10 protein-coding genes are annotated in these 12,629 nt (G+C 42.2%); 3 read left to right on the top strand and 7 right to left on the bottom strand.

The genetic code is table 11. The annotated features are described in order from the left end of the window. Positions 1–82 precede the first annotated feature (82 nt). The 4 genes from QDI94_RS00505 to QDI94_RS00490 all read right to left on the bottom strand — a co-directional run bounded on the left by QDI94_RS00505 (position 83) and on the right by QDI94_RS00490 (position 4,533). Complete coding sequence (locus QDI94_RS00505; protein ID WP_278866379.1) at positions 83–1,366, bottom strand: alpha-amylase family glycosyl hydrolase; 1,284 nt, start codon at positions 1,364–1,366, stop codon at positions 83–85. Positions 1,367–1,379: 13 nt separating this feature from the next. After that, entirely contained in the window at positions 1,380–2,075 is a 696-nt protein-coding gene (locus QDI94_RS00500; protein ID WP_278866378.1) for a flavodoxin family protein, read from the bottom strand. Positions 2,076–2,243: 168 nt separating this feature from the next. After that, positions 2,244–3,455, bottom strand: a complete 1,212-nt coding sequence (locus tag QDI94_RS00495) for an iron-containing alcohol dehydrogenase (RefSeq protein WP_101029450.1) — start codon at positions 3,453–3,455, stop codon at positions 2,244–2,246. Positions 3,456–3,621: 166 nt separating this feature from the next. Beyond that, the gene (locus tag QDI94_RS00490) at positions 3,622–4,533 is read right to left on the bottom strand and encodes a LysR family transcriptional regulator (protein ID WP_101029451.1); all 912 of its coding nucleotides are present in this window, start codon (positions 4,531–4,533) and stop codon (positions 3,622–3,624) included. A gap of 203 nt (positions 4,534–4,736) precedes the next feature. Between QDI94_RS00490 and fabF the strand changes: the two genes are divergently transcribed. The 3 genes from fabF to QDI94_RS00475 all read left to right on the top strand — a co-directional run bounded on the left by fabF (position 4,737) and on the right by QDI94_RS00475 (position 8,189). Next, positions 4,737–5,963: a beta-ketoacyl-ACP synthase II gene (fabF, locus tag QDI94_RS00485; RefSeq protein ID WP_117978915.1), complete on the top strand. Its 1,227-nt coding sequence runs from the start codon at positions 4,737–4,739 to the stop codon at positions 5,961–5,963. 85 nt (positions 5,964–6,048) lie between these two features. Beyond that, entirely contained in the window at positions 6,049–7,710 is a 1,662-nt protein-coding gene (locus tag QDI94_RS00480; protein WP_278866374.1) for a class I adenylate-forming enzyme family protein, read from the top strand. A gap of 35 nt (positions 7,711–7,745) precedes the next feature. Then, entirely contained in the window at positions 7,746–8,189 is a 444-nt protein-coding gene (locus tag QDI94_RS00475; protein ID WP_278866372.1) for an acyl-CoA thioesterase, read from the top strand. A 72-nt stretch (positions 8,190–8,261) separates the two neighbouring features. Here QDI94_RS00475 and QDI94_RS00470 read toward each other — a convergent pair whose 3' ends face one another. From QDI94_RS00470 to rny, 3 genes are all read right to left on the bottom strand, one after another. Further along, the gene (locus tag QDI94_RS00470) at positions 8,262–8,648 is read right to left on the bottom strand and encodes a P-II family nitrogen regulator (protein ID WP_101070607.1); all 387 of its coding nucleotides are present in this window, start codon (positions 8,646–8,648) and stop codon (positions 8,262–8,264) included. 15 nt (positions 8,649–8,663) lie between these two features. After that, complete coding sequence (locus QDI94_RS00465; protein WP_278866370.1) at positions 8,664–9,914, bottom strand: ammonium transporter; 1,251 nt, start codon at positions 9,912–9,914, stop codon at positions 8,664–8,666. 744 nt (positions 9,915–10,658) lie between these two features. Then, on the bottom strand, positions 10,659–12,221 hold the full coding sequence (rny, locus tag QDI94_RS00460) for a ribonuclease Y (protein ID WP_418547609.1): 1,563 nt from the start codon (positions 12,219–12,221) through the stop codon (positions 10,659–10,661). Positions 12,222–12,629: the final 408 nt, after the last annotated feature.

Here is a 12,629-nt window from a genome sequence, read left to right as displayed (position 1 = left end):
AACATTTATCTACACAAAAACCTCCCTGCAATCGAATTTTGCCTTGCAGGGAGGTTGTATTATTCTTATATGGAATTTTATTTTACTTGCGGATAATTATTGCTTTGCCGTTGCAATGGACCTTTCCGTTTGAAACTGTAACTGTTTCACCGCTGATTTCGTTTTTATAATCGCCGTCGGGAAGGTCAACTTTTACATCTGCCGACTTTGATTTAAGGCTGAAAATACCGACTTTTTTGCTCTTGTTGTTGTCACGCTCAAGAATTGCAATATCGTTTTCATCGTCTGCATCGGCCTTGAAATAATCGTCATCATCAAGAACGGTTTTCTTGATTGTATCGAGCTTTGCAAAAAGGTTGCTCAAATCAATGCCTGTGTTGCGTGGGAAAACATCCTTGTCAAAAAGGCTTGGAGTTTCGTCACAACCGAACTCCTGACCTGCATATATGAGGGTTGAACCCTTCAAGAAATACAGAAAAGCTGTGTAATTTTCAAGGTCGCTCCTGTTCTTTACATAATGGCAGATTCGTGGCTGATCGTGGTTTTCAAGGCAACGCATTTTATCGTAATTCTGCGGATAAATTGCCTCCTGATAATTGAACATATCCATATAATTTGAAAGTGTGGTTTCGCCCTTCAAATATTTGTCGAAAACCTCACGGATATCGTAGTCATATTCCATATCAAAAGCGTCAAAAAGCTCATAGTCGCTTGCGGCATAAATTCCGCTCTTGCGAGAGAAGACATTGAAAGAGCTGTGTACGCTTTCGGCAAGCCAAATGCAGTCGGGATTTACCTTTGCAACAGCCTCTCTCGCCTGTTTCCAAAATTCAACGGGAACGAATGATGCAACATCACAACGGAAGCCGTCAACAATCTTCGCCCACATAACGAGTGAATCAATCTGATACTGCCATAATTCTTTGTTAGAATAATCAAGATCGATTATGTCGCTCCAATCACCGACTTTGTTGCCAAAATTGCCGTCCGGCTTTCTGTAGAAAAATTCGGGATGTTCAACCGAAAGATTTGAATCGGGCGAAGTGTGGTTATAGACAACATCAATGATGCACTTCATGCCCTTTGCGTGAATTTTTTCAACAAGGCTCTTGAAATCGTCCATTGTGCCGTACTCGGGATTTGTTGTGCGATAGTCCTTGTTTGCATAAGGACAGCCGAGAGAGCCTTTTTTATTCTTGACGCCAATCGGATGAATCGGCATAAACCAAATGATGTCCGTGCCGAGTGACTTTATTCTGTCAAGATCCTCTGCAACGGCATTAAATGTGCCGTCATTTGTGTGGTTACGGACATAAATCGAATAAATAACCTTGTTCCTCAAGCTGATTTCAGTATTTTTTGCCATTTAAAACATCTCCTTATGTATTTTTCCACGGTCTGTTTTTACCGTTCCAACCTCGTTCTGCCCAGTAATTTTTATCGGCTTCATTCCAACCGCTTTTCTGAATCATTCTCATAATAAAGAAAAAGCCTTTTGTTTTTAACCCTGCCTTAACTTTGCCGTTATTTTTCTTTACCTTATTGGCAATTGAGGTAGTCTTTTTGTCAATTTTCTTTTTGAGTTCATCGGTGACGCCTGAATAATTTGTTGCACGAACATTGACACCGTAACGATAAGTTTTTGGAACGCCCCAAAAGAACATACTGTCGGCGATATCCTTGTTGGCAGATTTTGTACCCAAACCTGCGGCTGTCGAAATTACAACCGCCTGCTTTGTGAACATTTTCTGTTCGGGACGGTGAACCATCCAACGATAACCGTAATGATCAAGAAATGCTTTCATTGAGCCTGTGCAATGATAAACATACACGGGCGTTGTGAAGATGAGTACATCAGCCTCGTCCATAGCCTCGGTAATCTTTTTCAGTCGCTCATAATGCGGACAAAGTGTTTCGGATTTTAGGAAACACTGCGTACAACCTACGCAAAAATCGCCGAAATCTCTCGGAAGAAAAAATTCCGTAACCTCGCCGCCTAATTTATCGGCAACCTGCTTGCCAATATGATAGGTTGAGCCTTTATGGTTCTGACCGTTTATTACTGCAATTTTCATTTTATGTCACCAAATTCATCAATTTCAAGTCAATTTTAGCACAACAAAGCAATATTGTCCATATGATTTTTATGCCTTTTAAGAGCATTTTTATGCGGATTTTTTATTAAAAAAACAGCTCCCTGAAAGCAGGGAGCTGCAGTAAGTACAAATGAGTTTTCAAACAAATCAGAAGTCGATTTCTGTATCGTAGTAGCAAGCCTTGAGAAGTTTTTCCATTTCTTCCTGATTTGGCTGGCGTGGGTTAGAACCTGTGCAAGCATCGGCAATTGCGTTCTTGGCAACTTCGGGGAGCTTTTCGAGGAATTCTTTTTCGTCGATAATGCTCTCGTCAGCCTTAACACCGCCCGGGCCGTAGTTCTTAATGCCCTGCGGAATGTTGAGCTGATCGTTCATTGAACGGAGTTCAGCGATGAGTGCGTCAACAAGTTCTTCTGTTGTTTCGCCCTTGAGGTTGATGAACTTAGCAATCTTAGCATAACGCTCAGCTGCAACAGGATCTTTTGAGTTATACTTGATAACCTTAGGAAGATACATAGCGTTTGCACAGCCGTGAATAATGTGACCGCCTGTGAAAGCCGCACCTGTCTTGTGAGCCATTGAGTGAACGATACCGAGCAGAGCATTTGAGAATGCCATACCTGCAAGGCACTGTGCATCGTGCATTTTATCACGGCAAGCCATGTCGCCCTCATAAGACTTCTTGAGGTTGTCGTGAATCATCTCAATTGCATGGAGTGCAAGCGGATCTGTGTACTCACAGTTGAGAGTTGAAACATAAGCCTCAATTGCGTGAGTCATAGCGTCCATACCTGTGTGAGCAGTAAGTTTAGCCGGCATTGTTTCGGCAAGTGCAGGATCAACGATAGCAACATCAGGTGTGATATTAAAGTCAGCAAGCGGATATTTGATACCCTTTGCATAGTCTGTGATAACTGAGAAAGCCGTAACCTCTGTTGCAGTACCCGATGTTGACGGGATAGCACAGAATTTAGCCTTTGTACGAAGTGTCGGGAAACTGAACGGAGTAATGATTTCCTCAAAAGTTGTGTTGGGATACTCATAGAATACCCACATAGCCTTTGCGGCATCAATCGGAGAACCGCCGCCCATTGCAACAATCCAGTCGGGTTCAAATTCACGCATAACAGCGGCGCCCTTCATAACTGTTTCAACAGACGGGTCAGGCTCTACGCCCTCGATAAGCTTAACCTCCATACCTGCTTCTTTAAGATAGTCAACAGCCTTGTCAAGAAAACCGAAACGCTTCATTGAACCGCCGCCGACAACTACAACAGCCTTTTTGCCGGATAAATTTTTAAGACTTGAGAGAGCATCCTTGCCATGATAGAGATCTCTCGGTAAAGTAAATCTGTACATTATAATTACCTCCTGAAAGGATATTTTGTCAACTTCTCCTTGACTACCGTAATTATAACACCGAAGTTTTATAAAGTAAATACCTTTTTTGAAAATAATGTGTGTTTATTTTGTGAAATTTTCACTATAGTTCTTTATTGGAATTTATATTAAGAAATATGCTCAGTTACAGCCCGTAAATGTTGTCATCTCCCTTGGCATATTTCTTAACAGCCTCCATAAAAAGCTTTGCGGCAGGATTTGAAATATTCTTTTCCCATGCCATAACATAGGCTATGCTTGTGTCCGCATCATCAATAAGGTATGAATCGGTGTATTCGTCAGAAGTGTATGCGGCAACCGAGGTTGGTATGACAGACACGCCGATTCCCGATGACGATGACACATATATGGAAACAAGATCGTCAAATGAATTTTCAATTTTCGGGGTTATGTGAAATGTACGGAACAAATCCATAATTTCCATATACACAATCGGAGCAACAGATTCCGAAAGTACCAGAATACTTTCGTCAGCCAATTCGGAAAGCTTAATGCTTTTTCTTCCGCTGAATTTTGAATTTTTCGCTGTTACAACGGACAAAGTTTCATTATGTGTAATGATTGATTCAATACCTGAGCTTTCGGGAACCATATCTCTCGGCATAAAGCAGAAGTCGTATTCACCGCCTGTGATTGCAAGTGTGCGGTCAGCCTCGTCAAGCTGTCGCACATCAATCGTGATTCCCGGATATTTTTCCGCAAAGTCGGCAATACATTTTGTCGGGAACGAAAGCGAGGTAACATCACAGCCGAGCGTAATTTTACCCTGACCTCCGTCATGCATCTGCTTGATAACTGTTTTTGCTTTCTTTAAAGTTTCAACAATTTCAATCGCATAGGGCAAAAGCGCCTTGCCCTCGCTTGTTATGATAACATCACGGTGAGAGCGTGTAAAAAGCTGAACCCCAAACTCCTTTTCAAGGTCGCTTACATATCTGCTGACGGTTGACTGAGAAACATAGTTCCGCCTTGCCGCCTCTGAAAAATTGAGCGTCTGAGCCACAGTTATAAAGCAATTGAGCTGATTTATATCCATAATAACCTCCGTTTTGACAATTTCCCGCAGTATTTTGTCGGTTTTTTTCAATATTATGCAAAACTGTAAATTTAAGACTGCCAAATCGTCATTTTTGCATAATCAACGGTATTGAATAATTTTTCCATATTTGGTACAATTCAAGTATAGCATAATAATATGCAAAATGTAAATAACTTATTTTAAAACAAGGAGCTTAACGAATGAAGAAAATAGTTGTAACCGGTATGGGTGCGGTAACACCTGTCGGCATCGGTGTTGAAAACTACTGGAATAATATCACCGCAGGTGCATCGGGCATTGACACAATTAAGACTTTTGATCCGTCTGAACTCGCTGTTCAGATTGCCGGCGAAGTAAAGGACTTTAATCCGTCCGACTATCTTCCAAAGGATTTAATCAGAAAAACAGATCCATTTATGCAATACGCTTATATTGCGGCTGAAGAAGCCATGAAACAGAGCGGAATCAAGATTGAACCCGAAAGAACAGGTATTGTTATGGGTACTGCAATGGCAGGTATTGCAACAATCGCATATACTCAGGAGGCACTCACAGGCGCATCACACAAAAAGGTAGGTCCTCGTTTTATTCCAAAAATTCTCGGAAACATTGCCGCCGCAAATATCGCAATCGACTACAATATTCAGGGACCGAGCTTTACGGTAAGCACAGCTTGTTCGTCAGGCGGTGACGCAATCAACACAGCTTGTATGTGTATGCAGAGCGGCAAGGCTGATATTATGCTCGCAGTAGGAGCAGAGTCCGTTCTCTGTCCTCTTGTAATTTATTCGCTTGCCAACGCAAAAGCTCTTTCAAGAAGAAACGATTCGCCAAGCACTGCAAGCCGTCCGTTTGATGTTACCCGTGACGGTTTTGTAATAGGTGAAGGCGGCGGTGCGCTCGTTCTTGAAACAGAGGAACACGCTCTTGCAAGAGGTGCGAAGATTTATGCCGAAATCAGAGGTTGCGGCAACACAGATGACGCTTACCATGTAACTGCTCCGCATCCCGAAGGACGAGGTGCAATCGCTTGTATGAAACAGGCAATTGCAGAAGCAGGAATCAATCCTTCCGACATCGGCTACATCAATGCTCACGGTACTGCAACAAACAAGGGTGACACAGTTGAAACATCTTCAATCAAGAAGGTTTTCGGCAGCACTCTCCCCTATGTAAGCTCAACAAAGGGCGCAACAGGTCATATGATGGGCGCAGGCGGTATTACAGAAACAATTACCTGTGTCAAGGCTATTGAAACAGGCACAGTTCCGCCTACAATCAATCTCAACGAGGTTGATCCCGAATGTGCCGGCATTGACTTTGTTGCAAATACCGCAAAGAAAGCCGAAATCAACTTTGCCATGTCAAACGCATTCGGATTCGGCGGTCAGAACTCAAGTATTATCGTAGGCAAATACGGCAAATAATCTGCCGACAAAACAACATACAAGCAACACACATATGTGTGTATAAAATAATGTACACCCATACATAATAGGACAGGGGGATATTATGAATTTAACATATGATTCACAGATGTTCAGAGAAACATTTGAAAGTGAATTTACATGGCTTAACGGCTTTATGAGAAATGTAAGACGCTTTTCGGATAAACCCGCGGCAATTGACTCTCAAAGCGGCAGAATATGGAGCTACAAAGAGCTTAATGCCGATGCAAACAGATTTGCAAACGCTATGAAAAAAGACGGCGTCAAGAAAAACGACATCGTGTTTATGCAGCTTTACAACTCACCGCAGTTTTTGTTCGGCTACATTGCGCCGCAGAAACTCGGTGCAATCTCAAATCCCGCTAACTTTAACCTATCACCGGGCGAAACCGCAGAAATTATGGGACACAACAAGCCTGTTGTTTATGTTTATGATGCAGACATTATGCAAACAGCCGTACAGGCTCTTGAAATCTGCGAGCATAAGCCAAAATTGATTCTCTGCGTTAATAATTCCAAAAAGGAAGTAACTCTTCCCGAAGGACACATTTTCTTTGACGATTACATCAAGGACAGCAGTGACGAAAATCCGCCTGTTGACTATGCGCCGCATATTTATGACGAGGTTTTAAGACTTCAGACCTCGGGTACAACAGGCACTCCAAAGGGTGTTCCGCTTAACGCAATCAACGAAGTTCTTTCGGCTCACGATGTAATTATGCACTTTCCGCTCTCACCCGTTGACATTACGATGAATATGACGCCGTGGTTTCACCGTGGCGGTATTCATTCCGGCGGTCCCACACCTACTCTCTATGCAGGTGCGTGTCTTGTGATTATGAGAACATTCAACCCGAGGAGCTGTATGGACTTTATCGAAAGATACGGAATTACATTTATCACAGGTGTCCCGTCAACTCTTGAAATGCTTGCAGCCCGACAGGAAAAGCATCCGAAAGACCTTTCTTCGCTCAAGGGCATTGTTACAATGGGCAGTCCGCTTGAAAAAGCCGCTTGCATCCGCTATCAGGAGCTTCTCTCCCCCAACATTTTCAACGGCTACGGCACAACGGAATCTTTCTGGAATACATTTCTTCGTCCGTATGACCTTCCTGAAATGGCAGGTTCAGCAGGCAGATCATGCACAGATGATGAGGTAAGACTTGTAAATGTTTATGACGACAGAAAAGCAGAGCCCGATGACACAGTCCCCTGCGATAACAAAACAGAGGGAGAAATCATCATCAAATGTCCGAACAAAACTACCTACTGCTATGTAAATAACGAAAAGGCTACAAAAGACAAGTTCTACAAGGGTTGGATGTACACAGGCGACATCGGCACTTGGAACAGCGAGCAGTTTGTTACAGTTGCAGGCAGAAAAGATGATATGATTATCAGCAAGGGCGAAAATATTTATCCTGCAAGAATTGAGGAAATTCTCAACTCACACCCGAAGGTTCAGGAATGTATCGTAACAGGTGTTCCCGATTCAACAAGAGGCGAGTGCGTTGCGGCATATGTAATCAAGGCCGACGAAAGTCTTACGGTTGCCGAGCTTATCAATTTCTGCGACAGCTCACCGAATATTTCAAAATATCAGGCTCCGAGATATTACCGCTTTGTCAATGATCTTCCGCAAACCGCTACAGGCAAGAAACAGCATTTTGTAATAAAAAAACAGGCAGCAGAGGACCTTAAAAACGGTTTGTTGCTTAAAAAATAATTACGGATTTTCCGTATATATGTAATGGAGAAAATATGACCGAAAATTTATACAAATCAAAGGTTTCGTACTACGAAACAGACTGTATGAACATTGTTCATCACTCAAATTTTATCAGATATTTTGAAGATGCAAGAATTCAGTATATGCACGACATCGGTTGTGATGTTGCCGAAATGCAATCAAAAGGATTATATATTCCAAATGTTGACGCATATGCCCGTTACAAAAAGCCGCTTAAATTCGGCGATGAGTATTCCGTTGAAGTAAGCCTTGTATTTTTTACGGGTTCAAGAATGATTTTTGACTATAAAATCTTCAACAATAAAAACGGAGAACTTTCTGCAACAGGCAGAACAACACACTGTTTTGCAACTCCCGAGCTAAAACCGATAAGCATAAAGCATTCAAATCCCGATTATTACAACAGACTTCGTGACAATACTGTCAGCCCGGAAGATATTACAATAAGAAGATAAACAATTTTACAAGCAAAAAGTGCGTACCGAAATTCGGTACGCACTTTTTTGATATAGGAAAATAGGAAAATATCAGTCGTCAAAGTTGGGAGTCTGAATTGCATCGTAGCCTGTTTCTCCCGTACGGATTTTAACCGCCTGTTTAAGATAGTAGGTAAAAATTTTACCGTCACCCGGGTTGCCCGTAAAGGCTGTTTTTCTGATTGCCTCAATTGTTTTTTTCTCCCATTCTTCGGAAGAAACAACAATTTCAAACTTGATTTTCGGCAAAACCTGAACATCAACCTTCTGTCCTCTTACATACTCGGACATACCACGCTGAATTCCGCAGCCGACAACCTGATACGCTGTAATTCCGTTTACGCCGATATCCGTGAGAGCCTTTTTGACATCTACAAACATTTCTTCACGAACAACGGCCTCTATTTTTATAAGCTGAATATCGTTATTGTTTTCCATACTTTAAAACCTCCGTTAGTTGTCAAGACCGTTAAATGACGGATAAGCAGATTCACCGTGCTGTGAAACATCAAGTCCCATAAGCTCATCTCTGAGGTCAACCCTGATTTTGCCTGTAAGAAGTCTTGTGAAGCCGTAGCAGATGAGTGTTCCGACAACCGCAATTACAATTGTGATGCCGATACCTGCCGCCTGAGCACCGAACTGTGCAAACTCGCCGTACACAAGGCCGTTACCTGCACTGCTGTTGATTGCCGTGCATGAGAACACACCTGTGAGAAGTCCGCCCCAGATACCGCCTGTACCATGACAGCTGAATGCGTCAAGCGCATCGTCAAAGCCGAATTTTTTCTTGCCGTATGAAATCATAATATAGCAAACTGGGCTTGTTGTCAAACCGATAATAACTGCCGCCCACATCGGAACAAAGCCGGCACCGGGCGTGATACCTACAAGACCTGCAACCATACCCGTGCTTGCGCCGATAAGCGTAGGCTTTTTGTTCTTGACAACATCGCAGAGCATCCACGAGAGCATTGCGGCTGCGGCTGAAACACCTGTCGTCATAAATGCGTGAGCCGCAAGACCGTCGGCGGCAAGTGCAGAACCCGCATTAAAGCCGAACCAACCGAACATAAGGAGCGACGCACCGAGTACAACTGTCGGGATATTGTGAATTCTGTAAATTGAATGTTCATAATCGTGACGCTTGCCGAGGAGTATGCAGAGTACAAGTGCCGAAACACCCGAGCTGATATGTACAACATCGCCGCCTGCAAAGTCGAGAGCACCGATACCGTCTGCACCTAAAAGTCCTCCCTGTCCCCATACCATATGGGCGAGCGGATAATAAACTATAAGCGACCAGAAAATTGTGAAAACAAAAATTGACTTAAACTTCATTCTGCCTGCAACCGCACCCGTGATAAGAGCAGGAGTGATTACGGCAAACATCATCTGGAACGCTGAGAATACCATATTCGGAATTGACGCGTCATCCGTGTAGCCCTCCGTGAGCGAAACGCCCTCAAGACCGAGCCAGCGGAAATCACCGATAAAAGCATTTCCCGAAGGAGCGAACGAAAGCGAATAACCGAAAAGCACCCACATAACAATTCCTATGCCAATGATAAAAATTGAGGTCATCATTGTGTTTACAACATTTTTCTTTCGTACAAGACCGCCGTAGAACATTGCAAGACCCGGAGTCATTACAAATACGAAAGCCGCACAAAGCAGCACAAAGCCTATATTTCCTGAATCCATTTTTAACCTCCACATAAACCGTTTTTGCCGAAGCAAAAAAAATAAAGCTCACAATGTTTTTGTCCGATTTTGCAAGTTTTAAAAACTTTGTTGCAAAATCAGAAGAAACCAAAGTGAACTTCCTTGTCCTTTTTATATTCAGTTTTCCGAAAACTTCGTAAGGCCTTTGCCTTACTGTCTTGAATTATAAAGCCTCATCAACCGATTGTCAATACTTTTTTGAATATTTTTTAAAGTTTTTTGCTGTTTTTTAAATTACAGTTTACAATAACAGGTCAAAAGTCTATGCCGCGGCACAAATTTCATTTTTGCAAGTTTATTTAATTTTCTTGCAAATTATTTTTTTGATTACAGAATATTCTTTGTAGCGTTCGCCAATCGGTTTGGTTACAAAGCCAAACCGACTTAATATAAATTATTTGTTTAAGATAATTATGATATAAAAATACAATTGCGATTTATTCATTTCGTGTTTGCACACGAAATGATTGGCGAACACAGTTCGCCGCTACATTAAATTGTGCAAACAGCTACTATACTACGCTCGGGCATAATATGTTTTTTATATTGCAAACCATCTTCCCGACCGCAATTTTCCATTTTCAATTTTCAATTTTTCATTTAATGAACCTATCTACACGAATCAGGTACGGCGGCTCGCCGTACTGGCGGATAATATCGTCCCTACAAAATAAAAACTACGGTCAACATAGCCCTGTCAACCGTAGTTAAAATCAAGATATTTTATTTTGCAAAATCGGAAGCTCTGCTTTCACGGATGATATTAACCTTAATCTGTCCGGGATATTCAAGCTCTTCTTCGATTTTCTTGCAGATCTCTCTTGCAAGCGGAATCATACGCTCATCATTGACAATCTCAGGCTTAACCATAACTCTAACCTCACGGCCTGCCTGAATTGCAAAGGTACGCTCAACACCGTCAAAAGAAGAAGCAACCTCTTCAAGCTTCTGGAGTCGCTTAATGTAGTTTTCAACATTTTCTCTTCTTGCGCCCGGTCTTGCGGCTGAAATAGCGTCTGCCGCCTGTACAAGGCAGGCAACAATTGTTCTCGCCTCAACATCACCGTGGTGAGCGTGGATAGCGTGAATAACAGCGTCGCTTTCCTTATACTTTTTGGCAATGTCAACACCGATTTGAATATGTGTTCCCTCAACCTCATGGTCAATGGATTTACCGATATCATGCAAAAGACCTGCACGCTTGGCGATTGTAGGATCAAGACCAAGCTCGCTTGCCATCATACCTGCGAGATATGAAACCTCAAGAGAGTGATCAAGAACATTCTGACCGTAACTGGTACGGTAACGAAGTCTGCCGAGAAGCTTAACAATTTCGGGATGAACATTGTGCACACCCGCATCAAGCACAGCTCTCTCACCTGTACGCTTGATTTCGGATTCAACCTCTCGTCTTGCCTTTTCAACCATCTCCTCAATTCTTGCGGGATGGATTCTTCCGTCTGCAATGAGCTTTTCAAGTGCAATTCTTGCAACCTCTCTTCTGACAGGCTCAAAGCATGAAAGCGTGATGGCCTCGGGTGTATCGTCAATAATAAGATCAACACCCGTAAGAGTTTCAATGGTTCTGATGTTGCGGCCCTCACGACCGATGATTCTGCCCTTCATCTCATCGTTTGGAAGAGGAACAACCGAAATTGTTGCCTCCGAAACCTGTTCTGCGGCAAGTCGCTGAATTGCAAGCGAAATAATATTTCTTGCCTTGTCGTCTGCTTCCTCCTTGAGCTGTTCGGTGTATTCCATAATCTTAACCGACTTCTCGTGAGCAAGCTCATTTTCAAGCTGTGAAAGCAAATAGCTTTTAGCCTGTTCTGCCGTGTAGCCCGAAATTTTTTCAAGCATTTCAAACTGGCTCTTTTTCAAGGTTTCAACTTCTTCGAGTTTTGCATCAGCATCACGAAGCTTTTTGTTGACTTTTTCTTCCTTGCGTTCCATATTGTCGAGCTTTCTGTCAAGAGTTTCTTCCTTCTGCTGGATTCTTCTCTCCTGACGCTGAACTTCCTTGCGTCGGTCGGAAATTTCTTTTTCGCTCTCATTTCTGAAACGATGAACCTCGTCTTTACCCTCAAGGACTACTTCCTTTTTCCTTGCTTCGGCTGTTTTAATTGCATCAGCCACAATCTTCTTTGCCTCTTCCTCAGCACTACCGATTTCCTTTTCGGCAGTGTTTTTACGGATGGCAATTCCAAGGAAAACACCTGCACCCGCACCGACAACAATTGCGGCGATAATGCAGATAATACTTATCCATAACGGCAATTCGGACACCTCCTTAGTTTGATTTTTTCAAGTATTTCACAGTTCCCAATCAATTAGACTTTAAAGGTGCCGTTAAAAAGATATTCAATTTTCATTTTTATTTTCTAAATATTTTTTTACATATTTATATGCACAGTCAAAAAAACACCGTAATGACCGTTTTCAACATTTCAGGCAACTGAAACATTATAAAAATTATAAAAAATATCTATATATAACGGCTCTTTTAAAGAGTCTGATTAAAAAAGTTGCAAAAGCCAAAAACTGTACTTTTGCACTGTACTTTTGCCAAAATCCGCAACAGCGGATAATATAATTTTATAATAGAATCACCAAATTGTCAAGAATAAGCGAGGTATTTTTGCAGATAATTAGTTGTGGCAGGTGAAAAAATTACATTTCTTTGAACGGAGCGGC

This window comes from Ruminococcus bromii, assembly GCF_928721825.1.
Lineage (GTDB): Bacteria > Bacillota > Clostridia > Oscillospirales > Acutalibacteraceae > Ruminococcoides > Ruminococcoides bromii.
This window is presented reverse-complemented; position numbering and strand designations above follow the sequence as displayed.

Excerpts from the sequence above, each read along its gene's own strand:
- QDI94_RS00505 (WP_278866379.1), bottom strand. The coding sequence starts at position 1,366 with ATGGCAAAAAATACTGAAATCAGCTTGAGGAACAAGGTTATTTATTCG.
- QDI94_RS00500 (WP_278866378.1), bottom strand. The coding sequence starts at position 2,075 with ATGAAAATTGCAGTAATAAACGGTCAGAACCATAAAGGCTCAACCTAT.
- QDI94_RS00495 (WP_101029450.1), bottom strand. The coding sequence starts at position 3,455 with ATGTACAGATTTACTTTACCGAGAGATCTCTATCATGGCAAGGATGCT.
- QDI94_RS00490 (WP_101029451.1), bottom strand. The coding sequence starts at position 4,533 with ATGGATATAAATCAGCTCAATTGCTTTATAACTGTGGCTCAGACGCTC.
- fabF (WP_117978915.1), top strand. The coding sequence starts at position 4,737 with ATGAAGAAAATAGTTGTAACCGGTATGGGTGCGGTAACACCTGTCGGC.
- QDI94_RS00480 (WP_278866374.1), top strand. The coding sequence starts at position 6,049 with ATGAATTTAACATATGATTCACAGATGTTCAGAGAAACATTTGAAAGT.
- QDI94_RS00475 (WP_278866372.1), top strand. The coding sequence starts at position 7,746 with ATGACCGAAAATTTATACAAATCAAAGGTTTCGTACTACGAAACAGAC.
- QDI94_RS00470 (WP_101070607.1), bottom strand. The coding sequence starts at position 8,648 with ATGGAAAACAATAACGATATTCAGCTTATAAAAATAGAGGCCGTTGTT.
- QDI94_RS00465 (WP_278866370.1), bottom strand. The coding sequence starts at position 9,914 with ATGGATTCAGGAAATATAGGCTTTGTGCTGCTTTGTGCGGCTTTCGTA.